The sequence below is a fragment of the Paenibacillus ginsengarvi genome (assembly GCF_003626695.1).
Taxonomy (GTDB): domain Bacteria; phylum Bacillota; class Bacilli; order Paenibacillales; family NBRC-103111; genus Paenibacillus_AB; species Paenibacillus_AB ginsengarvi.
The window spans coordinates 77961-102931 of sequence record NZ_RBAH01000009.1 but is presented as its reverse complement, the minus strand read 5'-3'; the positions used below and the strand labels follow the sequence as shown (position 1 = coordinate 102931).

The window sequence follows — 24971 nt, the reverse complement described above, 5'->3', positions numbered from 1 at the left end:
CGGAAAAGACGGAAAGACGTCTTTGTACCGCGCGTTACCTAATTGTATTAACGACAAGGCTGGTCCCATGACAAAAAAGCCCGTCAACGTACGCGCAGAGGCCGGCAAAGCCGGCTAGTCCGCCGATTGGAACAGAAGGGAGAATGGCGATGCAAATGATCGTGCTTATGAAGATGACCTTTGATACGGAGGAGAAAATTCGCATCCGAAACGGAGCGATCGAGGAGGACGGCGTCAAATTCGTCATCAATCCTTACGACGAGTATGCGGTCGAGGAAGCGCTTCGGCTGCGGGACAAACACGGGGGGCAGGTCACTGTCGTGACCGTCGGCGGCGACCGCTCTACTGAAGCGCTGCGCACGGCGCTGGCGATGGGGGCCGACGAAGCGGCGCTGATCGAAGCGCCGGGACCGGAAACGGATGAGGCGGGCATCTCGGCGCTGCTGGCTGCATACTTGTCCGGCAAATCGTACGACGTCGTGCTCGCAGGCCACTTTTCCGTCGACCGCGGTTCCGGTCAGGTGGCGATCCGCGTAGCCGAGCTGCTAAACATCCCGCACGTAGGGGCCGTGACTCGGCTGGAGGTGAACGGCGATACGGGAACTGCAGTCGCAAGCCGCGATGCCGAGGGGGACGAGGTGACCGTTGAAACGACACTGCCCGCCTGCTTCACCGCCCAGCAAGGATTAAACGAGCCGCGTTATCCGACGCTGCCCGGCATTATGAAGGCGAAAAAAAAGCCGCTTAACCGGTTCAGCGCGGCCGACCTGGGGCTGACGGAAGATGAGCTGTCGCCCTGCACGGCGGCAAGCGAGCTGCTTCCTCCTCCCTCGAGGCAAACCGGGCGGCTCATCGGCGGCTCCCCCGCCGAACAGGCGAACGCACTGGCTCGCACGCTTGCGGAAGAAGCCAAGCTGAATGTATAAGCCATCGGGTCGGGGTTACTAACCAACAAAGCGGATAAAGGAGGAAAACCATGAATCATCTAGTGCTCGTCATCACCGAGCAAAGAGACGGAGCCTTGCGTCAGGTGTCGCTCGAGGCGGTCGCCGCCGCTCGCTTGATCGCCGGCGATGGCGGTACGGTCGTGGCCCTGGTGGCGGGAAGCGAGGCAGCCTCGCATATCGCCATGCTGACGGCAGCCGGAGCCGACCGAATCGCCTTCGCGGCAGATCCGGTACCTGAGCTATCCGCCCATACGGAGCGCCATCTGCGTGCCGCCGCCGAGGCTGTGCGGCAAATCCGTCCAACCGCCGTCGTGCTCGGCCACACCGCGTCCGGCAAAGATATGGCGCCGAGACTCGCCGCGCAGCTTGGAGCGGGACAACTGTCGGACGTCATTCAAATTGAGCGCAGCGGTGATTCCGTCAGCTTCACGCGGCCGATCTACGCCGGCAAAGCGTTCGAAAAACGCAGCTTCTCGAAGCTGCCGTGGGTAGTCACGATCCGGCCGAACAACTTCAAGCCGGCTGCTCCATACGAAAACGCCGCAGACGCTCCCGCCACAGACGTTACCGTCGAAACGGTTACAGCGCCGGATGTTCCGCTGCGCACGATCGTGAAACAAATTGCGAAGCGCACGTCGGGCAAAACCGATCTGTCCGAAGCGAAAATCGTCGTATCCGGCGGCCGGGGCGTTGCCGGCAGCGACGGCTTCAAGCCGCTTGAGCAGCTTGCCGAGGCGCTGGGCGGGGCGGTCGGCGCCTCTCGGGGGGCGTGCGATGCCGGCTACTGCGATTATTCGATGCAGATCGGCCAGACCGGCAAAGTCGTGACGCCCGAGCTGTATATCGCTTGCGGCATCAGCGGTGCGATCCAGCATTTGGCCGGAATGAGCGGCTCGCGCATCATTGTCGCGATCAATAAAGATCCGGAAGCGCCCATATTCAAGGTAGCGGATTACGGCATCGTCGGCGATCTGTTCGAGATCGTTCCGCTGCTCGCCGAGGAGTTCAAGCGGCTGAAATCGGCGGCTCCTTGAGGAAGAGGTCTCACCCGCCGCGATACACCCGTTCGGCGATCAGCCGGTAGCCTTCGGTATTCGGATGGATGCGATCCTCGCTCAGCAGATCGTCTTCCCGGCCCAGAAACAAATCGTAGACGTCGACGACGGATATGCTGCCCGAATGAAACGAACGCAAACGCTGATTGAACCTGTCTACCCAAAAGATAGCTTCTTCGAATTCCGGGAGCGGATTGTACAGCCCGATTACTTTGACGGCGTACGAACCGCTCTCTTTTTTGAGCTGCTCGATCTCCTCCATAATACGGGACATATTGCGCCCGAACAGCTTCAGCGCGGACATCAGATGCCGGGTGTCGCTATCGGCTGCAAACCGCTTGGCCGCGAGAATCAGATCGTTGCCGCCCGCCGTCAGCGTCAGCATGTCGGAGGCCGCGACCGCCTTCCGAAGGCTCGTATCGGCTGTCAGCCGCTGCAAGATTTGTCCCGTCGTTTCTCCGCTGACACCCGCATTTTCAGCTAAAACCTTCCTTCCGAGGCCGGATTCCGTTAGCCGGACATATTGCGAAACGAAGCTGTTTTCATAAACAACGCCTTTGCCTGCTGTCAACGAATCGCCTACGGCCAAATAATAAAGTTCCCGTTTCATGCCATCAACCTCCGCTCGTTCTCGCTATAAGATCACCATATTCAGTTTCAGCCGAATTGGGCCCATCAAACGGCGACAAAAAGAATGGCCGCGTTCGCATTTGCGGAGCCGATTCGGTACAATATTCGTATATACCGCTCAAAACGGAGGAATCTATCATGAAGTCACAGCTGCTCCAAGCGATCGATCGGCAGCAGGATACGCTCAAGGAAATCGCGCTGTATATCGGGAATCATCCCGAGCTCGGCCACGAGGAGATGCTGGCCTCCGCCAGACTAAAGTCCGAGCTGGAGCGTCAAGGCTTTCGCGTTGAATCGAACACACTCGGATTGAAGACGGCTTTTGTAGCCACTTACGAATCGGTCAAGCCGGGGCCAACGGTTGCTTTTCTGTGCGAATACGATGCGCTTCCCGGCCTCGGTCACGCCTGCGGACATCATCTGATCTGCACGATGGGGCTAGGCGCCGCGATCGGGCTGAAAGCGGTCATCGATACGATCGGAGGCGTGATCCGGGTATTCGGAACTCCCGCCGAGGAGACAACGGGAGCGAAGGTGCCGATGGCGGAAGCCGGGCTGTTCGACGATGTCGATATCGCGCTGATGGCCCATCCGTTCTATCGCTTCGAAAAGTCCGGCTCCTCGCTGGCGATGGACGCGCTGCAATTCGAATTTCACGGCAAAGCGGCTCATGCCGCGGCGAATCCGCAGGATGGCGTGAATGCGCTTGATGCTGTCGTCCAGCTGTTTAACTCCATCAATGCGCTTAGGCAGCAGCTTCCAAGCCATGTCCGCATTCACGGAGTCATTATCGACGGCGGTATAGCGCCTAACATTATTCCGGAATATGCGGCTGCGCGCTTCTACATCCGTTCGGGCAACCGCCCTTGCACAGACGAGACGGTGCGCAAGGTGCTGCTCTGTGCCGAAGGCGCTGCGCTGCAAACAGGCTGCACGCTGCAAACGAGCAACTATGAGTATTCCTATGACGAACTCAGAACTAACGAGCCTTTATCGGAAACGTTCACAAGCAATCTGCTCGAGTTGGGCATCCAACCGGGCGAAATTAAAGAAGGCCAAGATCATGGTTCTCTTGATCTTGGCAATGTTTCCCGCCGTTGTCCTTCGATTCATCCGTTTGTGCAAGTCATCGACGAGACGTTTAATCTGCATACGCCCGAATTCCGCGACCTCTCCATGAAGGAGCGCGCCTTGGACGGCATGCTGCTCGGCGCTAAGGCGCTTGCCGCAACCGCTTATGACGTCGTTGTAGACTCGGAACTGCTGCGCCGCATTAAGATGGCGTTTCGCCCGAACTAATAAGCCCGTCGTTAAAGCTTTCTAATAGCTCTGACTTTGTGTGACGTAGGCGGCGAGCAGCGTAGCCGTGCCTGCAATCGCCTGAATGTGCGTCCGCTCCATACCGTGGGATGCATGCACGCCGGGACCGATGAGCGCAGCCCGGATATTGCTGCCGCCGCGAAGCGCCGCAGACGCATCCGACCCGTACTGCGGGTAAATGTCGATCGCGTACTTGATCCCCTCGCGTTTGGCCAGTTCGATTAGTCTGGATGTCATTTCGTAATCGTATGGACCGGACGAGTCTTTGGCACAGATGGACACATCCAGCTCGGTGCAGCTCAGATCGTCTCCCATCGCCCCCATATCAACTGCGATCAGCTCATGAATATCGGGCGGCAAATACGATGCTCCGTGACCAACTTCCTCGTACACGGTAATGAAAATTTTAAGCGTCCGCGCCGGTACGGTTTCGGATTCGCGCAGCCAGCGAAGCAAACCGAACACGGCGGCGACGGAAGCTTTGTCATCCAGATGGCGCGACTTGACATAACCGTTCTCGAAGCTGCGGGCGCGCGGCTCCCAGGCTATAAAATCGCCTACGTTGATGCCGAGCGCAAGCACATCGTCCTTGCCGGATACCTTTTCGTCGATCCGGATTTCCATATTCGCTTCTTCCCGCTTCATCTCGCGAGCATCGCCATATACATGAACTGAGGGCTTGACCGGCAGCACGGTACCCTCATACTCTCTGCCGTCACGGGTAAAAATACGGCAATATTCGTTCTCGACCGACTGCATCATATACCCGCCGACCGGCGTAAACCGGATCGTGCCGCCGGGTTTGATCGCCCGCACCATCGCTCCGAGCGTATCGACATGCGCCGATATACCGAGCGGCTCCGGATCGCGGCCGGGCACCGTAATCAGGAGGCAGCCTTTCGGCGTCCTTTCGGCTTTGAAGCCGAGCGAGGCCGCTTCGTCCCGTACAATCGAGACGATACGTTCACAGTATCCGGACGGGCTTGGCGTATTTAGCAATTTCATTAAAAAGTCCAGCATATATACACGGCTTATTGGTGTCATGTTCCGCCATCCTTTCTTTCCTGTGCATGCAGACATGTTTCATTATATCGCATTGCCGCTTCCAATAGAATTTCATCTTGCCGGGGAATGCGTCCGAAGGCGGGCGAGCAAGCTAGGGAAGCGGCGAGCAGCCGACAAACAGGCCGGGAGGTGATACCGATGGCTGGACGAAACAACCGACCGAAAAAAACCGGACCGGCGGGGCACCCTTCGCAAATCGAGCAGTATCGTGAGGAATTTTCCATAGACTTGTCGGCAAACCAAGAAACGAACGAAGCCGGACGCAAGGACAAAACCCGGTTCACCATGTAGCACGTTTTTAGCGCAAAAAGAGTGCCCCAAGTTCAGGGCACTCTTGTTCTTGTTTGCGGCCTTATTGCTCACGAATCGGCAGCCAGTTCAGCACTTTGCTTATGTAAGCATCCCATAATTCCCACGTATGATTGCCGGGACCGTCCTCATACGTCAGATCGAAACCGAGCGAGCGGGCATGATCCCGGAAGCCCAGATTCGCTTCATACAAAAAGTCCTCGGTTCCGCACGCCTGATAAAGCAGCGGCTTTGGTCCGCTTGACGCAGCCGTTTTCGCAGTCAGCGCGAATAGATCATCATCCGCAGGGACATCGTTATCGGCACCAAAAATATAGCCGAAGTCTCTGATCCAATTCGGCTTCGACTTCTTCAGATCGAGCGCCCCCGACAAGCTGGCTACCGCAGCGAATAGATCCGGCCTTCTAAGCCCCAGCTTAAACGCGCCATAGCCGCCCATCGAAAGGCCCGCCGCAAATGTATCCTCCCGTTTGTCGGAGAGCGGGAAAAACGCCCGGGTCACCTCGAGCAACTCTTCGCTGACAAACGTCCAGTACGGGTAACCGCCCGCCATATCCGTATAAAAGCTGCGATTGACGGCAGGCATGACGATCGCTAAATTTTTGGTTCGGGCGTATCTTTCGATGGCCGTATATCGCATCCAGGCCGTATGATCGTCGGAAAGCCCGTGCAGCAAATACAAGGTTGGTATTTTCCGGTCCGGGGACTGTCCCGGCTTCGTCTCGGGAAGAATGACGTTCATCGAGACGCCGATCGAAAGCGTTTTGGAACTAAAATTACATTGGATAAATGCCATTTGTTGCACGCAGCCTCTCTGACCCTGGTTCGGATTATTATTTATATCCTTCGATCATATCCGCAATCGTTCGCTGCTGAAGCTCAAAGACGACCCGCTTCTGCCATTCGCCGGCAAATTTCGTAAAATAACATTGCATCTCCTTGCCGAAAATGCCGTCCGACGTTGAGTCGAGCAGCGCCTGCGATAGAGGTTCGGACAGTTGGAGCGCTTCGTAAACGTCCGCAAACGTAATCCGGTCGGCGGCTCTCGCGAGCATGTAGCCTCCATCGCGGCCTTCCTTGGCGACAACGAGGTTATACTTGGCAAGCTGGGCCATGATTCGCCTCAGCATCGTAGCCTGAGACTCCATCTTGTGAGCGATCTCGCAGCTTGGGCATACACCGTCGTGGATCGCCAGAACAGCGAGCGACTGCAGGGCGTAACCGAACCATTTCGAACTCGGACTTTCTTTCCTTATCGCCTCCAAAACTGCCACCTCCTCTTATCTATATTGCCTGTTTTAGTACAGATTTGCAAAATATTTTTTTGAATGAACAAAAAAAGAACGGGCCAGGCTTACCGCGCCTGCTCCCGTTTTTTGGCCAATCTAACGTTATGAAATCGAATCCCAGAACACAACCTCTTCCAGCGGAAGGCGAGTCGTCGGATGACCTTCCTTCGCCGCCTTGCCGAGAGCGATCAGCATAATCGGAACATAACTGCTTGGGATGCCGAAAGCTTCGATGAGCCTCGCTGCGTCGTAACCGCCCATCGGCACGGTGTCATAGCCTTTCGCTTTCGCTGCAAGCATAAGCTGCATCGCGACAAGTCCGCCGTCGGTTTGTACGATTCCTTTCATCACTTCGCTCGGGAGCGAGCTGTACAGCCCTACAGATCGTTTGACGAAATCTTCCTTCACAGCCTCGGTCATATAACCGGCCGCAACCGCTGCGTCATAGATCGTTTCGGCTTTCTCGTAGCTTTTCGTATCGCCCAGGACGACGATAACAGCCGAAGCGTCTACCACTTGCTGCTGGTTATAGGCGATCGGCAGCAGCTTTTGCTTCAGTTCGGCATCCTGAATGACCAGGAAGCGCCAAGGCTGCATATTGGACGAAGACGGAGCCAGCGTAGCCGTCTGCAAAATGTCGCGCAGCTCCTCCTCCCCGATCGTCCAGCTAGGATCGAACACCCGCACCGAGCGGCGCTGCTTGACTACGTCGATAAAGCTGCCGGAAGACAGCTGTACTTCGCTAACGTTTGTGGACATGATTTGGTTTCCTCCAGTTATTAACCGTTTTAACTGCTATTTACTTATATACAGTATATACGAGCTCGAAAGACAACATCTTCACCTCAAATCGTGTGATTTCCAGTGAATGTGTCCCTCTACGAGCGCAGTATCTTAGGCACTTAGGCGAGCATCCATCATAAGCCTCCATCCATGTTCATGCCGGTTACTGTTACAATATATGCACAGTATATCATCTAACTGTTCACTTGTCAATCACAGTATAAGTCATCCCCGATAGGTTTTGGCTTTCTTTCTCGTTTTTAGGATTGCCGCACCTGTATTTAGCCTGTACAATATGTGTGGGTAACGAACACCACCACCGATAAAGCGAGGTACAATCCATGATTATCGACTGCCATAATCATCCGGACTGGTATGGGTATAACATCGAACGGTATTTGGACAACATGAAGCAATACAACATCGACAAAACCTGGCTGCTGAGCTGGGAATGCCCGGATGACGAATACAACCCGGCGTACAAAAAAAACGTCCCCGACGCATCGCTGCTTGACGGCCCGATCTCATTCCGCCGCTGCGTGCAGTATGCGGAGCAGCATCCGGACAAATTCATTTTGGGCTATGCTCCCGATCCGCGCCGTCCCGATGCGATCGACAAGCTCGATCATGCGATCCGTCTGTACGGGGTTCGCGTGTACGGCGAGATCAAGCTGCGCATGATGTACGACAATCCGGATGCGATCCGGCTATTCCGTTTCTGCGGGGAGAAAGGGCTGCCGGTTACGGTACATATCGACTACGAGTTCGCTACCGGCTCGACGTATCCTCGTCCGAACTGGTGGTACGGCGGCGGCATCGACTCCTTCGAGCGGGCTGTCAAGGCTTGTCCGGACACGTATTTCCTCGGTCATGCTCCCGGTTTCTGGGCGCATATATCCGGCGACGACCAGTACGACAAGGTCGCTTATCCGACAGGGAAAGTCCAGCCGGGCGGCAAGGTCGGCGAAATGCTGCGCAAATACCCGAACCTGTACTGCGATATATCCGCAGGCTCGGGAGCGAGAGCGTTCAGCCGCGATCCGGAATTCGCGAGAGAATTTATACTCGAATTCCAGGACCGCATTTTGTACGGCCGCGACTATTTCGATAACGTTCATCAGGAAGTGCTGGGATCGCTTAATCTGCCGGACGACGTTCTTGCCAAAATATACTCGGGCAACGCCTTGAAGCTCGTTCCTTTATCCTGATACAATACGGGTAAACGCCTATCAGGTTAAAAGGAGCCAAAGGCCCGATGCCCAACATTTGGACTCATTTTTTGTTCGGCCGCGAACTGGCGGACCGGATCGGCCTCGAAGAAGCGTCGGCTACGCCGGAGCTTCTTCGGGTATACCAATTCGGCTGCCAGGGGCCGGACTTTTTATTTTACCACCGCTTTCTGCCGTGGCAGACCCGGCGGCGCATGGCCGCGATCGGCAGCGCCATGCATTCGAGCCGGTGCGGCCCGTTTCTCGCCGATATGCTGGACGCCGTGCAGGGCAAGCCTTTGCGCGCCCCGGAGACGATATATGCGCTCGGCTTTTTAACGCACCATATTTTGGACCGTAATGCTCATCCGTACGTTTTTTATATGTCGGGATTCAAGAAGTGGAACCATCAGCGGTTCGAGATCATACTGGATACTCTTGTCGCGCGCAAGCTGCTCGGCATCGAAACGCAGCAAACTCCGGTATGGAAAGAAATTTATGCCGGAGACCGCTTGCCAGGAACTATGGCGGATATCTTCGACAAACTGTCGAAGAAACACTACCCGGACATTGCCGCTCCGTTTGGCCCCGGAGACTGGGATGAAGCGTACCGGGACATGATTCGGGCGCAAAAATTGTTCCACGATCCCGCACGAATCAAAACGATGCTTACGTTTGGTCAAATCGAGCCGTTCTTGTTCAAAAAGCGGCTGCCGCCGACAGATTTTCTGAACGAGTCGGGAGCCGTATGGCTCCATCCCTCGGACCCGAACGAGCAGCATACGGAAAACTTCTGGGAGTTGTGGGATCAAGCCATGAAGGACGGAATAGAGGTCATGAGCGCGGCGCTAACTTATATGACGGGCACGAAGCAGCCCGAGGCGAGGAAACGGCTGATTGCCTCTCTCGGCGACTTGTCGTACGAAACCGGCAAGCCTTGCGCGGAACATCACGAAATCAAACATGTGAAGCCGATTCTTTGAGAAAAGAGGACGAAGGACGGAGATCATTCTCCCTACTCGTCCTCTTTTTTCGTTTCCGTGCCTCTTCCTTATCCGTTCGCGGCTTCCGCTTCCGCCGCCCCTTTCCGCAAGTCGACTTTGGCGAGAAGGCCGATGCCGACGGCGAAGAAGAGAACCAGCGCCAAAATGCCATAACGGCTCGAACCGGTCATAAGCCCGACGATGGAGAAAATAAACGGGCCGACGATCGCGGAGAACTTGCTGGAGACGCTCAAAAACCCGAAAAATTCGGCCGGACGGTCCTTCGGCACAAGCCGGCTATATATCGATCTGGCGATTGCCTGACTGCCCCCCTGAACCATGCCGACTACAAACGCCAGCGCGTAAAACTGCCACGTTTCGGTCATGAAAAAGCCGAAAATGACGATCAAAATATAAACGGCGAGCGATATGTAAAGCGACTGCTTCGAGCCGAGACGTTCGGCGATTTTGCCGAATAAGATCGTGAACGGGATTCCGACGAATTGGGTAATGACGAGTGCGGCGATCAGATCTTTCGTACCGAGGCCGATTTCCTTGCCGTAAATGGTAGCCATCGTAATAATGGTGCTGATCCCGTCATTAAAAAACCAGTAAGCAATCAAATATTTGAGCAGCTCCGGGTAGCGCGTAATCCGTTTGAACGTGTTCCCGAGACGCGAGAAGCCGATAGCAGCATATTGAACGATCGAATGCTGCGTTCCGTTCTTCTTGTCCTTCACCCGGCGAAACAGCGGAAGCGAGAACAAAAACCACCATACGGCGACAGAGGCGAACGAAATGTACGTTCCGAGCAAGCCTTTGGGCAAGCCGAATAGTCCAGGATTTTGAATAAGCAGCAAATTAACGACGAGCAGCAGGCCCCCGCCGATGTAGCCGAACGCGTAACCCTTGGACGAGACGTAGTCCCTCTTCTCCGGTTCGACCAGATCGTTCAGCAGCGAATCGTAAAACGCGTTGCCTCCCGAAAAGCCGATCGTACCAAAAATAAACAGCAGCGAAGCGAGCAAATAGTCGCCGTTCCCGACGAAGATGAAGCAAAACGAAGACAGCACGCCCAAATACGTAAACACACGCAAAAAACGGACTTTATAACCCGTATAATCGGCTACTGCGCCAAGCACCGGCGTTAGCAAAGCTACAATGAGCATCGCGATCGATTGCGTAAGCCCCCAGTAAGAGGTAGCCATCTGCTCGTTAGGAAGCGTCGAAGCCGCCACATCGCTATAAAAAATCGGCAGCACCGCCGCCATCATTGTCGTAGCGAACGCCGAGTTCGCCCAATCGTACATCACCCATGCCCGAACCGCCCTACGATCCATACCATTCCCCTTCCCGTATACCCGGCTTGAAGCTTTAACGCTCCATTTCCCAATCATTGTACCATCGGTCCGCTTCTGCCGACTATGATTTTCTTTTTGTGAAGCTCTGTCCACAGGCGGACATCCTTTCCGCATATGGGCAGACAATTACGTACAAGGGGTAGGCTGCCACACATTCGGCCTCCGGGCAACGATCATATCATATCCCATACCTTACAAAGGAGATGAATTAATAAATGTCTCACTGCCATAAACCCGTATGTCCGGCGAGCGATGTGTACGATCCGCCGCAAGTCGTTTACAAGGACCACTATCATCCGCAGATCGTTAACGTCATCCATCAGATTCAAGTTGTGAACCGGCATCACTGCGTTCCTGTGCCAAGACACGTCTACTGCTACTCCGAAAGTCACGTATACCCTTCCGCCGCTACGCCGAATATGCCGTATCGCCGCTAACGATCCCGCCGGAAGGTAGAAATGCCCCTGGCCGAGCTGCTCGGCTGGGGGCATTTTTGGGCGACGCAAACTTGCCGCCGGGCAAGGGGTGTCCGTCAAGTCTGCGGCGGCGTTTTGGCCTCCTCCTCCCGCAGCTCCCTCCTTAGCACTTTGCCCACCATCGTTTTCGGCAAGCTGTCGCGAAACTCGTATATTCGCGGCACCTTATACGAAGCGAGCTTGGAGCGGCAAAATGCATTCAGCTCCTCCTCCGTAACCCCTACCCCCGCTTTCCGCACGATAAACGCTTTCACCGTTTCGCCGCGGTAGGCGTCTGCCACGCCGATCACCGCCGCTTCCTGAACATCCGGATGCTCAAACAGCACCTCTTCGACCTCCCGCGGGAATATATTATAGCCGCCGGCGATAATCATATCCTTTTTGCGATCCACGATATAGAAAAATCCTTCCTCGTCCATGTAAGCCATGTCACCGGTCCGCACCCAGCCATCCTCCAGCACCTTGGCCGTTTCCTCCGGCTTGTTCCAATATCCTTTCATCACCTGCGGCCCGCGAATTACGAGCTCCCCGATCTCGCGAACCGCTTTCTCCTCCCCGCTCTCCGGATCGATAATTTTGCAGTCGGTATCCGGCCACGGCACTCCGATGCTCCCCGTTTTGCGCTTCTCCCAGACTGGATTCACATGGGTGACGGGCGAGCATTCCGACAAGCCGTAACCTTCCACGAGCCGCCCTCCCGTCAGCTTTTCGAACTGCTGCTGCACCTCGAGCGGCAGCGGCGCCGAACCGCTGATGCAGCAGTTGATCGACGACAGCCTGTATTTGACGGACGCGAGCGGATGATGATTGATGGCGATATACATGGTCGGAGCACCGGGAAAAATAGTTGGCTTGCTGCGATGGATCGTTTTCAGCAGCGACTCGATCTCAAATTTCGGGACGAGCAGAAGGTTGGCTCCGATCGAGATGCCAAAATTCATGCACACTGTCATGCCGTACACGTGAAATAGCGGTACAGCGGCAAGCACGATTTCCGCTCCTTCCTTCAATCTGTACATCCAGGCTTTGCATTGGCGTACGTTCGCGGTCAAGTTGGAGTGAGTCAGCATAACCCCTTTCGCCGCGCCGGTCGTTCCTCCCGTATATTGCAGCACGGCGACATCGGTATCCGGGTCGATATCCGGCGTTGCCGGAACGGGTCTCGCAGCGCGAAGCAGGCGGCGAAACGAAAATAGCGGCTCTTTGTCGACATCGACTTGGACGGCCGATCCTTTTCTTTTTTGCAGGAGCGGGTACAATGTTTTTTTCAGAAAAGGCAGTTCCTCGCCGATCGAGGTTACAATAATCCGTTTCAGTCCAGCCTTTTCGCTTATGTTGCGGATTCTAGGCAGCAGCAGGTCTACGCAAACGATCGTATCCGCCCCCGAATCGGTCAGATGCCGGAGCAGTTCTCTCTCGACATGCAGCGGATTCAATTGTACGACAACGGCCCCCGCGAACAGGACACCGTAGTAGGAGATGATATAACTCGGCATGTTCGGCATCAGCAAGGCCACGCGGTCCCCCGGCTTCACTCCGATATGGCTAAGCGCGTCCGCGAACCGGTAACAGAGTTCGAGCAGCTTCCGGTAATTCGTCTTTTTCCCGAAAAATGTAAGGGCCGGCTGTTCCGGAAACCGCTCCGCAGCGTCTTTCAACAGAAGCGGGAGCGGTACCGACGGATAATCGAGTGCGGTCGGCACTTCCAGTGGGTATTCGTCGTGCCAAGGTCGCTGTTCCATGTTTCATCCACCTTCCTTTGCGCGCTTTGACAGGCAACGTTAGTAAATGATATGGGGCGACGCTTGTTTACATATACAGTTTTTATAAATGGATCGAATCACATTTGCGACACAATCCGACGTAATCCGATTTTTTGTATCGAATAAAGTCGAAATTCCGATAACATTCCTATGTCTTTTCAGCTATAATGGTGGTATATGCTGACGAGGTCATCAGGCGGGCAATTGTTTCGATGCTCGGCGCAGGGGATTGGTAGTGACCAGCAAACGAGGTGAATGGCAAGTGAGATCGCGATTTTTTTATATCGTATTCGCCTGTGTCTTGTTGATACTGTGCATCAATAACGTCCTGTTTTACGTAACGACAAAAAATAGGCTGGTCGGCAGCGTCGAACAACAATCGCTCATGGCAGCCGGCAACTTGCGCAACGCGATCGACCGGTATAAAGCAAGCGTCAACTATGTCGAGGATATGATCGGACAACAGCTTCGGCTCGCCGCCATCGCGGCCAAAGACAGGCTCGACCCGAAAGCCGCCAATGTGACCGCCGAACAGCTGACCCAGCTTAGTCTGGAACTCGGCATTTCCCATATTACCCTGCTTCAGCCTCGCGGAGACGATATCGTAGGCGTGCAATCGTCGGACCCGAAAGAATTGGATATGAGCACGAAGCATTGGAATTACTGGTATACCGCTTTCCGGCAGCTGCTGCAAAATAACAACGTGTCGATACCGGAAGGACAAAAGCTTCCGAATTATTGGTCCGGTCCGATCGCCCATGCCGACAGCGACCCGAGCAAAATCGACAAGTGGGGTTACTTCTACGACGGAACGACCGACTATATCATTAATCCGTACGTCGAGGATATCCAGATCAAGCAGTACGAAGCGCTGGCCGGCCCGGACGTCATTTTGAACAAAACGATACTGGACAACCCGAGCATACTCGAAATGACCGGCTTCAACTACAATACGTTCGGTTATCCGCTGAAAGTGTCGCGATCGCAAAGCGGCAACGATTACATCGCTCTCGCCAGCCGTCCGATATGGTTCGGAACGTACAGCTACGCAGACCGGGACAACGATATTGTGAACGTAAGAGAAGCAATCGAATTGAAAAAGCCGATCACGCGGACTACGATCCTGAACGGCAAAAAAGTGATCAAAAGCTTCATCCCGGTGACGTATGACGATTCGGCGCTATCGGTCGAGAACTATCCTTATGTTATCGGCGTAGTATTCGATTACAACGGCATTTCGCAAATGCTGAACGACCAGGCGCGTTCCCTTATAAACCGCATTCTGATCTTGACGATCGCCAGTCTGATCGTTCTGATCGTCGTCTTCCGCATGATCAGGCAAAATAAGGAGGAAGCGATACGGATCACCCAGGAAGCGTATATCGACGAAATGAACGATATGTTCACGACGATTCGCGGCCAGCGGCACGACTTCCTGAATCATGTGCAGACGATCCATACGTTTCTCCAGATGAAGAAATACGACGATCTTCAGCGGTATACGGGCGAACTGATCGGGGGCATCCGGCAAATCAACGACATTATTCAGATCGGGCATCCGGCCGTGGCCGCGCTCGTCCAGTCCAAGGTTGTTACCGCTATGGACAAAAACATCGATTTTCGTCACGAGTTCGAGCCGATCGGCAATCTGGATCTGGGCGTAACGTCCGTCGACATCGTCATCATTATCGGCAACCTGGTAGACAACGCCTTCGACGAGGTGGCGAAGCTCCCCGTTTCCGAGCGCTGGGTCGAGCTGAGAGGCTGGCACCAGGCGGGCAACCTCGTCGTATCGGTACGCAATCCCGGACGGACGATCTGCGACGAAGAAAAGGAGCGGCTGTTCGTTCCCGGTTACAGCACGAAACGACCGGACGATCACTCCGGGCTTGGTCTCGCGATTACGAAGAAACGAGTCGACTCCTATAAAGGCTCGATTACGATCGAAAGCGACGAGGAGCACGGAACGACGTTCACGGTAAGCATGCCGATTCAGCGTATGGTGAGATCTTCCTAAACAAATACCCCGCAAAGTGAAGCCTAGGCTTCGAGGCTTATTCCAAGTACTTTGCGGGGAGCCCCGAAACATATAAATGCTATAGATGTCAAAAAAAAGCGGATGGCAAATGCCATTCGCTTTTTTCTACATTTGAGCACCACAGGTTATGGTTCGTCCCGCTTCAACGTACGATCGATCCGATCCAGCAGCTCCTTCACGGACTCTGAATCGCGCCGGTCCGATTGCTTCCAGGCGCCGAGCATACCGGCAATTTCTCCAGCCAGCCGCTCGTGGTCGTCCGTGTCGCCCTCCAGATTGGTAGCGGGATCGAACCAAACATACGTCCCGTCCGGCCCGTTTCGCAAAAAAGGGCGCAACCAATGGTCCGGATACGTATACCCGTTCTCGCCGAACATTATCCCCAGCACGTCATCGCTTTCCAGCGGCAGCAGCTGGTGAAACGATTCTTCCGTTCCATCCGCAACTGTCAAATGCATATACGCATAATGTAAATAATGGTCGCCCGTTTCCGTGTCCTTTACAATCTCATACAGCTCTGCGTCGCTGCCTCGAGCGGACAGCTCCTTCACGGCCTGGAGCCGCTCCTGCAGCAGCTGTTGCGGCACCTGCCGCATCGTAATCCAAGAATCGCTCATTCGCCTTTGCTCCTTACCGTCATTTGGCGCGTCTCAGCCCATTTGCAGATAGGTTTGAATGCGCGAAGTGAGCAACCCGATCGCAATATTGTTGCGACCGCCCTCCGGGATGATCAGATCGGCAAACCGTTTGGACGGTTCGACGAAGGCGTCATGCATCGGCTTGACCGTGTTCAAATATTGATGAAACACCGATTCGACCGACCGGCCTCTTTCCTGAATATCCCGCGACAGCCGTCTCAGGATGCGTACATCCGCGTCCGTATCGACGAATACCTTAATGTCCAGCTCTTGGCGAATAAGCGGATCGGCAAATATGAGAATGCCCTCGAGAATCACAACCGGTTTCGATTGTACGGCAATGGTCTGCTGCTCTCTCGAATGGGTGGTGAAATTGTAGATCGGCATTTCGATCGCCTCATGATTTCTCAGCTGGCGCAGATGCTGCAGCAGCAGCTCGCCGTCTAGCGCGTCAGGATGGTCGTAATTGACCAGCTCTCTTTCTTTAAGCGGCAAACGACTATTGTCGGCATAGTATGAATCTTGCGATAGCAGAACGACTTTCTGCGGTCCAAGCGCTTCAATCAGCTTTTCGGCCACCGTCGTTTTTCCCGAGCCGGTTCCGCCGGCAATTCCTATAGTCAGCATAACTAGATCCTCCAGTTGCACATGATCGCATGTTCGATTTATTGTATCATCAATCGCCAGTATGGAAAAACGCCAATTTCCACCTTCGCGGCAATAAGCTGAGTCCGAGCATAATTAACGCCAATAATCTTTTTGCAGCTGGCGCATATTCAGCAGCGCTCTCTCCGCCCATAACGCCAGATCGGAGCCGCCATCGTTTTTTTCCTGCCCTTGGTCTGGCTGTGCCAGCCGCTCCAGCGATCGCACCATTTCTTCCCAGGCCGCACGCAGCGATTCGTCATAAGCGGGAACGCTGCCGTTATAAGCTTTCACCGTGGATGAAAGCACCCACACCTTTTCCCGGCTTGCCGCCGCTCTGCGTTCGTGAAACAGCGGAACGTCCGCCTGAAACGGATGATGAAGATCGCCTTGCTGCGGATGTTTCAGAACGGCCGTAATCTCCACCAGCGCGCGAGGCGGGGCCGTTTCCACGACTTTGGCGATATAGGCGCCGGTTTTGTATTCGACGGTAACATAATCGTTTACATTCATAAACTCCGTTCATCCTTTCTGTTCGATTTCAGGTAGATCGGCTCCAGAAATTGCAGCACGTTCTCAACCGATTCGAATGCGTACAGCTTGCGCCGGATCCGGCCATTTTCGATATGAACGAGGCAAGGGACGCTCTCGATCTGCCATTCCAGAAGCAGCTTGGGCAGCCCGTTTACGTTAGCTTGCCCGGGCTCGCAATCCGGCCTCATCGCTTGCACGATATCCAGCATGCGGGCCGCTACTTTGCAAGTGCCGCATAACGGCGTGTACAAAAAAACGGCGAACGAATCGCCGTTTGTGGTCTGGCGTCTAAGCTCCGCTTCTGTCCGCTCCCGCATGTCATTCCTCCATGTTGTAGGGCTCCAGCTGGCGCAGCGTCGCGACTGCGTGCTCCAGCAGATCAGGGATGTCGGCTACCTGGCTTTCCCCGATTTTTCGCTCGAAAATGACGCCGATTTCATTATGGCATCGCGAGCCGTCGTCGCCGTAACGGAACGACAACGTCTGGATGATCGTCGTGTCCCGGCCCCATATTTGCTCCATGATGTCCTGAATGTTTTTGCACGCTGTAACCGGGTTGCGCAGCGTGAGGCCGAAGACAAGCTCCAGTCTGCAGCCCGGCAGCACGTTGCGCCACTCCAGCTTCTCGCCGGCCATGTCCAGCAGTTCAGCGGAAAGGCGAAGCTCGGCCCAGCTTCTGCCGTCTTTCATCCGAAACCGGATCAAGTAGCTTCTGGACATCGAGGCCAGGTCGATTAGGTCCGAGCGATGAACGACGACGATCTGACCGTCCAGATCGAGGTCGTAAACGGCTCCTTCGAACACGACTTTCAGGTTTTCATAAATCGTCGGATCAAACATGCGCTCCTCCTATCTTGGCTGCATCGGCAACCGCCGTTCGGTACTATATACATATATACAATACGACGCCCAGCCGGCTCCTCCTTCCGGCGGAACAGGAAAAGCGGGAGAACCACGATGCCGTCCCCCCGCCGCCTATCAAGCGTATAACGATTCGCGAAGCTTCTTCACGTCTTCGTTATTCAAATACTCCTCATACGTCATCTGGCGGTCGATCAAGCCCTTCGGCGTGATCTCGATAATCCGGTTGGCGATCGTCTGAATGAACTGCCAGTCGTGCGAAACGAACAGCATCGTTGCGTCCGTATCGATCAGTCCGTTGTTGAGTGCGGTAATCGATTCGAGATCAAGGTGGTTCGTCGGCTCGTCGAGCAACAGCACATTCGCGCCGCTAAGCATCATTTTGGACAACATGCAGCGGACTTTTTCGCCCCCGGACAGCACAGACGCTTTTTTGAGCGATTCTTCACCGGAGAACAACATCCGGCCGAGGAAGCCGCGAATAAACGTCTCGTCCTGATCTTTCGAATACTGGCGCAGCCAATCGACGAGCGTAAGCTCTACGCCCTCGAAGTACGAGCTGTTGTCTTTCGGGAAGTATGCCTGCGTCGTTGTTACGCCCCAGGTGTATTCGCCTTCGTCCGCTACCAGCTCACCTGCAACAACTTGGAACAAAGTCGATTTAGCAGCGCCGTTCGGTCCGACTAGCGCGATTTTGTCCCCTTTGTTGACGACGAAGCCGACTTTGTCGAGCACTTTCTCGCCGTCAATCGCTTTGCTAATCCGGTCCACCGTCAAAATATTTTTACCGGCTTCGCGTTCCGGTTTGAAGTTGATGTACGGATATTTGCGGTTCGACGGACGAATATCTTCGAGCGTAAGCTTCTCGAGCTGTTTTTTCCGCGAGGTAGCCTGCTTCGATTTGGACGCGTTGGCGCTGAATCTGGCAATAAACGCTTCGAGCTCTTTGCGTTTCTCATCCACCTTCTTGTTCGCATCGCGGACGAGCTTGAGCGCAAGCTGGCTCGATTCGTACCAGAAGTCGTAGTTGCCAACATAAAGCTGAATTTTACCGAAATCGATATCCGCGATATGCGAACAAACCTCGTTCAGGAAGTGACGGTCATGGGATACAACGATAACAGTGCCTTCGAAGCGGCCAAGAAAGTTGACAAGCCAGTTGATCGATTCGATGTCCAAATGGTTCGTAGGCTCGTCAAGCAGCAAGTTTTGCGGATTGCCGAACAGCGCTTGCGCCAGCAGCACGCGTACTTTCTCGTTGCCGCTCAACTCTTTCATTTGCCTGTCGTGCAGATCCGTTCCGATACCGAGACCTAGCAGCAAGGAAGCCGCATCCGACTCCGCTTCCCAACCATTCAACTCCTGGAATTCGCCTTCCAGCTCGGCGGCGCGCATGCCGTCCTCTTCGGAGAAATCCGGCTTCGCATACAGCGCATCCTTTTCTTCCATAATAGAGAAGAGCTGTTTATGGCCCATAATGACCGTTTTCAGCACGCCGATTTCGTCGAACTCGAAATGGTTCTGCTTCAGTACCGCGAGTCGCTCGCCCGGAGTGATGAATACTTCTCCGCTATTCGGCTCGATTTCACCGGACAAAATTTTGAGGAACGTCGATTTGCCGGCTCCGTTCGCTCCAATCAAGCCGTAGCAGTTGCCCGGTGTAAACTTTATGTTAACGTCTTCGAACAAGGCGCGTTTGCCGTAGCGAAGCGTCACATTGTTGGTGCTGATCATGTACGTACATACCCCCAATGTAATTTCATGCTATCAACTTAGTAGTATAGCATAGTTTGGGAGCGGCTTCAAAGATCCGGACTGGTGTTTGCAGCAACTTTTGCTGCAAAACGGCGACAAGACCCGGAGCCTTCGCTCACTCCGAGTCTGTCCCGAGCCGAAAAACGATGCGGGTGCCTACGATTTGCAAGCGGTCTCCGTCACTCAGCTTATAGCTTTTGTACGGCACCATCGGCTCGTTGTTCCACAACGTTCCGTTTTTGGAGCCGAGATCTTTCGCAGCGTATTCGGTCTGTTCGCGTCCGATCTCCACATGCAGTTTTGACACGCCGGCCGTATCGTCAGCATAATCGACGGCGCCGGATTGCCTGCCGATAAGGAACCGCTCGCAGGGCATATCGAAACGTTTCGTTTCACCGTCTTTGCTTATTTCCAGATAAGGGCACTGCCGCTTCTGCTCTGGATCGCCGCCGGCCCCATGCTCGCCTTGGCGATCCCCCGGTCGGAGCAGAACCGTTGCATCCGGGGGGCGCAGTAGAGTAGTGCGATCACTTGCGGTGTCGCTCGGCGGCTTGTAGGGTAAGGAAATCGCCGCTTGACTAACAGGATGATTCGGTTCGCGCACGGCCGGAATCGAAGCCGTCATCGTCACGCTTTTCTTGGACTTTACCGGCAAATATCCCGTTAAGCCGGTCATCTCGCGCTCCTCCATCTCCCTGTAGGAGCGAGCCAGCGTCTGTAATCCCTTGGAAGGGGCAAACGCGGGACGAAGCCGAATCCAGACGAAAACCGCGTCCAAAACGAGCAGCGTCAGTCCGCCCCAAATGTTAACCGCCCCTTCCGGCGCGTTCTCCGGGTAAAAGCTCCACAGCAGCAGGAGCACAGCGGCAGCGGCGGCGAAGCCGAGCCATTTTTGCTTGGCGGTTTGCGTAGTATCGTCAGATTCCGGGATTGGCCGTTTCCCGTCCTCCTCATCATCGGTCACGGGTGCCCGGCTGGGTTTTTCATCCGGCGAAACGCCAAAATCGGGAAACGGCCCCGGCCTGATCCAATCCGGCAGCCGGACACGGGTATCGTCATCGCTCGGTTCGGACGCTGCCTCCCGTGCCCAAGCTTCGTTCGGCTCGGCTTTCGGCAGTTGCTCCACACCAGCGGCCCCCACTCGGCTTCGTTCAGATGTAGAACGTTCCGCATTGTCCGTTCGAAGCAAGTCGCCGAGCAGCTTACGGATTTCTCCAAATTCCAATCGTTCGCGATGAAGCGCGGCCATAAGCGAAGAAAATCCCGGCCCTTCGATAAACTCGATACAGGCTGACAGCCGCAGCGCCAGCTCCTTGAATTGCTCCCGCACACCGGGCTTGCCACCCACACTTGCAGCGGGGACATACACCAGATCCGGGCCGCCCTCGCCGCCGTCATCGACGAACATAAAATCTTCGTGCAGCCAGTATCCCTCTTCCCGCAGCATGTAGCTTTTGCCGTCGTCGATCGCCTGGGCGCACCGGAGCAGCAATTTGTAGTAAGAGGCCAGGTTCATTTTTCCGGTCTTCATCCACTTCGAAAGCATGGTCTTGCCGGTTATGTTATAACGCAGTCTGACCGTCTTATCGATTTCTTCCGCCTCGAAAGGAAGCAGCCCGGCTATTTCGTTATTTTCCAGCATAAGCAGCTCGATTCTTGCCAACGCGCTGCGGCTTAATGGTTCTTCCCCCCACAAGACGAGGCAAGTGCCGCGATGCCGGATATAATCATAGCGGAAACCATATAGCGTTCGTTCCATCGTGGCCTCCTTCATAAGGCGGGATAGCAATAGGTAAAGGTGAAGGCGATACCGGGCAGCACCGCATACATAAACGGGAATGTCGCCGCTTGGCTCCGATAGGCGACCAGCCCTGCCGTATCCCGCTGGAGCAGCAGATTAAACAGCAAGGCGAACGTGTTGCCGAGTCTTGCCGCCAGCTCCCGGCGATAAGCAATCATAGCCAGGCCGATAACGGCCGCGAACAAGATCGAATTGATGGCGCCGTTCAGTACAAATGCCCCTCCGGTCATCGCCCCGATCGCGCCGAACAGCTTCACATCTCCCGCGCCTACCGCTTTGAATACATACAGCACAAGCATGATGCCGAAGCCGGTTACAAGACCGAGAGCTGCGTTCAACAGGCCGCTCCATCCGCCAAGCGAGCCGTGGTACAGCAGCCCGGCTGCGATACCGGCCACGGTGTAACGGTTCGGTATTTTATTTTCTTTCCAATCGTGATAAAGCGTAAGCGCCAGCAGTACCGCCAATGCTGCAATGATCAATAGGGCTCCTCCTAACCGCATTCAAGCTCCGGTCCATATTCGCTCATACGCTTTCTTGCGAAGCGTGATCGACTTGTTTACAAACGGTATCGGCAGCTTCACAGCATACTGTGCCGTAATGCCGATAAACTTCTTATCCGGCTCCGTAAAGCTCGGCAGCTCGACCTCAGTGACGGTCAGCCTATCTGCCTTCAGCACATTCGCATCCGCATAACGCAGTACCGCTTGCTTGAAAGCCGATCTGATCAAAGGCGCAATCCTTTCCTCAAAGAATTGAGCGACCTCATCCTGGGCCATCTGTTCGGTCTGCTCCCGCTTCACCTGCTCCCACTCGACGAGCTGCACGGCAAAATCGGGAATGAACGCTTTATAATCCTCCGCCCACTGCTCGCCTTGCAGCAGCTTATCGCGGGCCGCGGTTATTTTGCCGAGCCACTCTCCGGCCGTAACGCCGACGCTGCTCTGCGAATACGCCTGCTTCGCTTCGTTCGCCAGAAGCTCGACCGGATAGGCGCTCGCCGCCATCTGCTTGGCGGTTTCCGTCACCGCGTGCTGCAAAGCCATATCTGCCACAGTCAGCTTAATCAAACATACGAGCGCTAATACGAAGGCTAGAAAAAAGGGGAAGACGACGGTAGCCTCCAGGCTTACGCTGCCTGTTTCCCCCCGAACAAGCTTATGCCAGCTCCCGCATCTGGCGGGAGGCCCGATCGTTTCTTTGATCCGAATTCCCCCCTGGCTTCAAAATTTAGTGTCTCGGGCCCCAGGCCATGTTAATACGAAAGCATCGCAGACTTCGTCACTTGAGCTTGGTTGCCCTGGACCGGGTAGCCGAACGCGGACAGCGTAAATGGCATAAACCATAACCCAACCCTCGTTTCCGTACGAACTTGCATGTACGCGGCCGATTGCCGTAAGTCCTGATTCGTGTTCAGTTCGATCAAGCTCTGCATCCGTGTCATCATCGGCTCGCGCTTCGTATGGAGCATCAGGAACAGCCGTAAGTAGTCTTTGTAGTTCATCGTTAGCGCGGCTGGCGTTTTATCGCTAACCTGCACTTCCTCGCCGCTGACGAGCTTCGTCATATCCACGTACGCACGGCCGGCTCCTTCCGCGAGCGCCCACAACAACGTCAGCAGCGGATTGCCCATCGTTACGACCTTCGATTCCGGGGCCATCAGCGCTTCCGCCGTCCGCACGGCCAGCCGGATGGCGAACATTTCCGCGTAGGCGGCCGACTGATTTTTCAGGCAGGAATTGAGCCCGTAGATCAAATATTCCGCTTCCTGCGTCTCAAGCTCGTGACTTTCCCGCTGCGAGCTTTCGTAATCCGGCTTGGGATAGCCGTCCGGTCCAATCTCCTTCCCGTAAGTTCGGTAGTTGAATTTCGTCAGCGCGTATTCATTGTAGTACAACTCGTCGCGAAATTGGCCGGCAGCCGAGCCGATGCCGCCAAGCAGCTTGTCGATCAACCCCGTCGTTTTTTGAATCGCCGTATCCGAATCTCCCATCTCCGCATTCGCCGCAGCCTGAGCCGATTCGATCCGGTTGTAATCCGCATATTTGCGGTTCAAAGAGACTTCCCCCGAGGCCGGATCTCCCACTTCAAGCCTTGCATAGGCTGCCGTCGAATCGCTGCCGCAATCCGCCCAAATTTTGCGAAGCTCGTCCCAAATTTGCGCATACCGCAGCTTTTCTTCTTTTTTTCGCTTCGATACGCTGTCTTTCGCTGCCGTGCGTTTGTTTTCCTCAGCGCCTTGCTCCGCCGCGAATTGCTGCGCCTTTTGCCCGTATGCCTCGTTCGATGCATCCAGATCTTGTTTCCTCGCCGAATCGAATTTGTTTTCACCGACAAATAGCGCCGTGACGGACAATGCGGTTTCAAAGCCGCTGAACAACGCCCCGAGCCCGCCGGCACCGGTTTTGTACTTGACGTAGTACGAATCCGGCATCGTTGCCGCTGCCAGGGCATCCACAGCGATGCCGGAATCGGCCGGCACAGTGAGCTCCGCGCGAATCTGATCGTCCAGCGATTTGGCCCGGTCGAGTTTCTCGAAAATCCGGCTCACTCTGTCGCTCATCGCGATCCGGTCCCGCTCCGCCTCCAGCTTCGTCGTGTTCATCAGCAGTGTATACTCGGCGATATACCGCAGAATAAGCTCCAGATCGCCGATTTGCTTCTGAATATCTCCTAGTTTTCTTTCAAGCTCACCAATAGCTTGCTGAATCGCGATCAGTTGTTCGACGGCTTGAACACCCGCCTGAAGCAGTCCGGCAAGTCCTGCCTGCCTTTCCCGAATCGCCTGCTGGAGCGAATCGGCCTGCGCTTTCAGAGCGCGAATATCCCGATTCAGATCTTCCGCGGTGCGAAGGCCGATCAACCGGCATAGCTCGTCCAGCCGTTCCAGCTTTTTCGCATAATACGCTTCGTAGGTCGACGCTTTCGCGACCGCTTCGCGCGAGGCCGACCAGGCCGCGTCCAGCTCGTCATCCCGCTGTTCGATCAGTGTCTCGATGTTACCCGCCTGCTTTGCGAATTGCGATACGCCGCCAAGCATCGATGCCGCTCCCGATTTGCCGGTCAGCTTGTCCGTAACGCCAAGCGCGAACTCGACAGGCGCCCGGTACTTCATTTCCTCCAGCACCTGCCTGCCGAACACGGACTGATTGCCCAGCGTATACAGCGGCTGAAGCTTTGCGGATACGAAAGAAGGCTGAACCACGCTGAACGAGCCGTTTCCGCCGGTGTTCAGGTTCTCGGTTAGCACCTGCTCAAACAAATCCGAGCTTGCTGCCGGATTAAGCCCGACGGCGAACAAGCCGTATCCTCTGAGCGTCGGATCGTAGGCGGACAGCACCGAGCGAAGCGCAGTCTTCGTTGCCGTCTCGGCTTGACGTTCTCCCATTTGCACGCGGGCCGCGTCAATCAAGGCGGCATGAAACGTAAATAAAGGCGCAATCAGTAAAATGAGCGAGATGGAAACCGATCCGGCTCTTGATTTCCACATGCGGGCGGCCTCCCAGCGAG

General features: G+C 55.1%; 25 protein-coding genes. 8 read left to right on the top strand and 17 right to left on the bottom strand.

Going from position 1 to position 24971, the window contains the following annotated elements:
• The first annotated feature begins 149 nt into the window (after positions 1–149).
• The gene (locus D7M11_RS14285; RefSeq protein WP_120748054.1) at positions 150–926 is read left to right on the top strand and encodes an electron transfer flavoprotein subunit beta/FixA family protein; all 777 of its coding nucleotides are present in this window, start codon (positions 150–152) and stop codon (positions 924–926) included.
• Between the two features lie 50 nt (positions 927–976).
• On the top strand, positions 977–1981 hold the full coding sequence (locus D7M11_RS14280) for an electron transfer flavoprotein subunit alpha/FixB family protein (protein ID WP_120747911.1): 1005 nt from the start codon (positions 977–979) through the stop codon (positions 1979–1981).
• Between the two features lie 10 nt (positions 1982–1991).
• Here D7M11_RS14280 and D7M11_RS14275 read toward each other — a convergent pair whose 3' ends face one another.
• Positions 1992–2612, bottom strand: a complete 621-nt coding sequence (locus D7M11_RS14275; RefSeq protein ID WP_120747910.1) for a GDSL-type esterase/lipase family protein — start codon at positions 2610–2612, stop codon at positions 1992–1994.
• A 158-nt stretch (positions 2613–2770) separates the two neighbouring features.
• Between D7M11_RS14275 and D7M11_RS14270 the strand changes: the two genes are divergently transcribed.
• Positions 2771–3931 (top strand): M20 family metallopeptidase, encoded by a 1161-nt coding sequence (locus D7M11_RS14270; protein ID WP_120747909.1) that lies wholly within the window; start codon positions 2771–2773, stop codon positions 3929–3931.
• 21 nt (positions 3932–3952) lie between these two features.
• On the opposite strand, the gene D7M11_RS14265 is transcribed toward D7M11_RS14270, so the two are convergent.
• A complete protein-coding gene (locus tag D7M11_RS14265) occupies positions 3953–4996 on the bottom strand; it encodes a M42 family metallopeptidase (protein WP_120747908.1) in 1044 nt (347 codons plus the stop codon).
• Between the two features lie 159 nt (positions 4997–5155).
• Between D7M11_RS14265 and D7M11_RS36395 the strand changes: the two genes are divergently transcribed.
• Positions 5156–5308 carry a hypothetical protein gene (locus tag D7M11_RS36395; RefSeq protein ID WP_158606601.1) on the top strand — a complete coding sequence of 51 codons (153 nt, stop codon included), beginning with the start codon at positions 5156–5158 and terminating at the stop codon, positions 5306–5308.
• Between the two features lie 61 nt (positions 5309–5369).
• Here D7M11_RS36395 and D7M11_RS14260 read toward each other — a convergent pair whose 3' ends face one another.
• The 3 genes from D7M11_RS14260 to D7M11_RS14250 form a co-directional block, all read right to left on the bottom strand.
• Positions 5370–6122 carry an alpha/beta hydrolase gene (locus D7M11_RS14260; RefSeq protein WP_120747907.1) on the bottom strand — a complete coding sequence of 251 codons (753 nt, stop codon included), beginning with the start codon at positions 6120–6122 and terminating at the stop codon, positions 5370–5372.
• Positions 6123–6159: 37 nt separating this feature from the next.
• On the bottom strand, positions 6160–6591 hold the full coding sequence (locus D7M11_RS14255) for an RrF2 family transcriptional regulator (RefSeq protein ID WP_158606600.1): 432 nt from the start codon (positions 6589–6591) through the stop codon (positions 6160–6162).
• Positions 6592–6717: 126 nt separating this feature from the next.
• Entirely contained in the window at positions 6718–7374 is a 657-nt protein-coding gene (locus D7M11_RS14250) for a nitroreductase family protein (protein WP_120747905.1), read from the bottom strand.
• A 365-nt stretch (positions 7375–7739) separates the two neighbouring features.
• On the opposite strand from D7M11_RS14250, the gene D7M11_RS14245 reads away from it, so the two are divergent.
• Together D7M11_RS14245 and D7M11_RS14240 are read left to right on the top strand one after the other, a co-directional pair.
• On the top strand, positions 7740–8606 hold the full coding sequence (locus tag D7M11_RS14245; protein ID WP_120747904.1) for an amidohydrolase family protein: 867 nt from the start codon (positions 7740–7742) through the stop codon (positions 8604–8606).
• Between the two features lie 47 nt (positions 8607–8653).
• Positions 8654–9589 carry a zinc dependent phospholipase C family protein gene (locus D7M11_RS14240; RefSeq protein WP_120747903.1) on the top strand — a complete coding sequence of 312 codons (936 nt, stop codon included), beginning with the start codon at positions 8654–8656 and terminating at the stop codon, positions 9587–9589.
• 68 nt (positions 9590–9657) lie between these two features.
• Here D7M11_RS14240 and D7M11_RS14235 read toward each other — a convergent pair whose 3' ends face one another.
• Complete coding sequence (locus D7M11_RS14235; RefSeq protein WP_338042489.1) at positions 9658–10929, bottom strand: MFS transporter; 1272 nt, start codon at positions 10927–10929, stop codon at positions 9658–9660.
• Positions 10930–11165: 236 nt separating this feature from the next.
• Between D7M11_RS14235 and D7M11_RS14230 the strand changes: the two genes are divergently transcribed.
• A complete protein-coding gene (locus D7M11_RS14230) occupies positions 11166–11387 on the top strand; it encodes a hypothetical protein (protein ID WP_120747902.1) in 222 nt (73 codons plus the stop codon).
• 95 nt (positions 11388–11482) lie between these two features.
• On the opposite strand, the gene D7M11_RS14225 is transcribed toward D7M11_RS14230, so the two are convergent.
• A complete protein-coding gene (locus D7M11_RS14225; protein ID WP_120747901.1) occupies positions 11483–13168 on the bottom strand; it encodes a long-chain-fatty-acid--CoA ligase in 1686 nt (561 codons plus the stop codon).
• Positions 13169–13424: 256 nt separating this feature from the next.
• On the opposite strand from D7M11_RS14225, the gene D7M11_RS14220 reads away from it, so the two are divergent.
• Positions 13425–15206: a sensor histidine kinase gene (locus tag D7M11_RS14220; RefSeq protein ID WP_147433436.1), complete on the top strand. Its 1782-nt coding sequence runs from the start codon at positions 13425–13427 to the stop codon at positions 15204–15206.
• 146 nt (positions 15207–15352) lie between these two features.
• On the opposite strand, the gene D7M11_RS14215 is transcribed toward D7M11_RS14220, so the two are convergent.
• The 10 genes from D7M11_RS14215 to D7M11_RS14170 form a co-directional block, all read right to left on the bottom strand.
• Entirely contained in the window at positions 15353–15844 is a 492-nt protein-coding gene (locus D7M11_RS14215) for a hypothetical protein (protein ID WP_120747899.1), read from the bottom strand.
• 33 nt (positions 15845–15877) lie between these two features.
• Positions 15878–16492: a uridine kinase gene (gene udk, locus D7M11_RS14210; protein WP_120747898.1), complete on the bottom strand. Its 615-nt coding sequence runs from the start codon at positions 16490–16492 to the stop codon at positions 15878–15880.
• Between the two features lie 114 nt (positions 16493–16606).
• Positions 16607–17023 (bottom strand): sporulation phosphorelay system protein KapB, encoded by a 417-nt coding sequence (gene kapB / locus D7M11_RS14205; protein ID WP_120747897.1) that lies wholly within the window; start codon positions 17021–17023, stop codon positions 16607–16609.
• The gene (locus tag D7M11_RS14200) at positions 17020–17361 is read right to left on the bottom strand and encodes a thioredoxin family protein (protein WP_120747896.1); all 342 of its coding nucleotides are present in this window, start codon (positions 17359–17361) and stop codon (positions 17020–17022) included. The genes kapB and D7M11_RS14200 overlap by 4 nt, the downstream gene beginning before the upstream one ends.
• A 1-nt stretch (position 17362) precedes the next feature.
• Positions 17363–17884: a hypothetical protein gene (locus D7M11_RS14195; RefSeq protein WP_120747895.1), complete on the bottom strand. Its 522-nt coding sequence runs from the start codon at positions 17882–17884 to the stop codon at positions 17363–17365.
• 138 nt (positions 17885–18022) lie between these two features.
• A complete protein-coding gene (locus tag D7M11_RS14190; RefSeq protein ID WP_120747894.1) occupies positions 18023–19639 on the bottom strand; it encodes an ABC-F family ATP-binding cassette domain-containing protein in 1617 nt (538 codons plus the stop codon).
• A gap of 136 nt (positions 19640–19775) precedes the next feature.
• Entirely contained in the window at positions 19776–21419 is a 1644-nt protein-coding gene (locus D7M11_RS14185) for a DUF6382 domain-containing protein (RefSeq protein WP_158606599.1), read from the bottom strand.
• 11 nt (positions 21420–21430) lie between these two features.
• Entirely contained in the window at positions 21431–21943 is a 513-nt protein-coding gene (locus D7M11_RS14180; RefSeq protein WP_158606598.1) for an A24 family peptidase, read from the bottom strand.
• Between the two features lie 21 nt (positions 21944–21964).
• The gene (locus D7M11_RS14175) at positions 21965–22507 is read right to left on the bottom strand and encodes a hypothetical protein (RefSeq protein ID WP_240041107.1); all 543 of its coding nucleotides are present in this window, start codon (positions 22505–22507) and stop codon (positions 21965–21967) included.
• Between the two features lie 209 nt (positions 22508–22716).
• Positions 22717–24951, bottom strand: a complete 2235-nt coding sequence (locus D7M11_RS14170; protein ID WP_120747890.1) for a hypothetical protein — start codon at positions 24949–24951, stop codon at positions 22717–22719.
• Positions 24952–24971 lie beyond the last annotated feature (20 nt).

Excerpts from the sequence above, each read along its gene's own strand:
- D7M11_RS14285 (WP_120748054.1), top strand. The coding sequence starts at position 150 with ATGCAAATGATCGTGCTTATGAAGATGACCTTTGATACGGAGGAGAAA.
- D7M11_RS14275 (WP_120747910.1), bottom strand. The coding sequence starts at position 2,612 with ATGAAACGGGAACTTTATTATTTGGCCGTAGGCGATTCGTTGACAGCA.
- D7M11_RS14200 (WP_120747896.1), bottom strand. The coding sequence starts at position 17,361 with ATGCGGGAGCGGACAGAAGCGGAGCTTAGACGCCAGACCACAAACGGC.
- D7M11_RS14225 (WP_120747901.1), bottom strand. The coding sequence starts at position 13,168 with ATGGAACAGCGACCTTGGCACGACGAATACCCACTGGAAGTGCCGACC.
- kapB (WP_120747897.1), bottom strand. The coding sequence starts at position 17,023 with ATGAATGTAAACGATTATGTTACCGTCGAATACAAAACCGGCGCCTAT.
- D7M11_RS14250 (WP_120747905.1), bottom strand. The coding sequence starts at position 7,374 with ATGTCCACAAACGTTAGCGAAGTACAGCTGTCTTCCGGCAGCTTTATC.
- D7M11_RS14235 (WP_338042489.1), bottom strand. The coding sequence starts at position 10,929 with ATGGATCGTAGGGCGGTTCGGGCATGGGTGATGTACGATTGGGCGAAC.
- D7M11_RS14175 (WP_240041107.1), bottom strand. The coding sequence starts at position 22,507 with ATGGCTTTGCAGCACGCGGTGACGGAAACCGCCAAGCAGATGGCGGCG.
- udk (WP_120747898.1), bottom strand. The coding sequence starts at position 16,492 with ATGCTGACTATAGGAATTGCCGGCGGAACCGGCTCGGGAAAAACGACG.
- D7M11_RS14230 (WP_120747902.1), top strand. The coding sequence starts at position 11,166 with ATGTCTCACTGCCATAAACCCGTATGTCCGGCGAGCGATGTGTACGAT.
- D7M11_RS14270 (WP_120747909.1), top strand. The coding sequence starts at position 2,771 with ATGAAGTCACAGCTGCTCCAAGCGATCGATCGGCAGCAGGATACGCTC.
- D7M11_RS14185 (WP_158606599.1), bottom strand. The coding sequence starts at position 21,419 with ATGGAACGAACGCTATATGGTTTCCGCTATGATTATATCCGGCATCGC.
- D7M11_RS14195 (WP_120747895.1), bottom strand. The coding sequence starts at position 17,884 with ATGTTTGATCCGACGATTTATGAAAACCTGAAAGTCGTGTTCGAAGGA.
- D7M11_RS14245 (WP_120747904.1), top strand. The coding sequence starts at position 7,740 with ATGATTATCGACTGCCATAATCATCCGGACTGGTATGGGTATAACATC.
- D7M11_RS14240 (WP_120747903.1), top strand. The coding sequence starts at position 8,654 with ATGCCCAACATTTGGACTCATTTTTTGTTCGGCCGCGAACTGGCGGAC.
- D7M11_RS14215 (WP_120747899.1), bottom strand. The coding sequence starts at position 15,844 with ATGAGCGATTCTTGGATTACGATGCGGCAGGTGCCGCAACAGCTGCTG.
- D7M11_RS14170 (WP_120747890.1), bottom strand. The coding sequence starts at position 24,951 with ATGTGGAAATCAAGAGCCGGATCGGTTTCCATCTCGCTCATTTTACTG.
- D7M11_RS14260 (WP_120747907.1), bottom strand. The coding sequence starts at position 6,122 with ATGGCATTTATCCAATGTAATTTTAGTTCCAAAACGCTTTCGATCGGC.
- D7M11_RS14280 (WP_120747911.1), top strand. The coding sequence starts at position 977 with ATGAATCATCTAGTGCTCGTCATCACCGAGCAAAGAGACGGAGCCTTG.
- D7M11_RS14190 (WP_120747894.1), bottom strand. The coding sequence starts at position 19,639 with ATGATCAGCACCAACAATGTGACGCTTCGCTACGGCAAACGCGCCTTG.
- D7M11_RS36395 (WP_158606601.1), top strand. The coding sequence starts at position 5,156 with ATGGCTGGACGAAACAACCGACCGAAAAAAACCGGACCGGCGGGGCAC.
- D7M11_RS14265 (WP_120747908.1), bottom strand. The coding sequence starts at position 4,996 with ATGACACCAATAAGCCGTGTATATATGCTGGACTTTTTAATGAAATTG.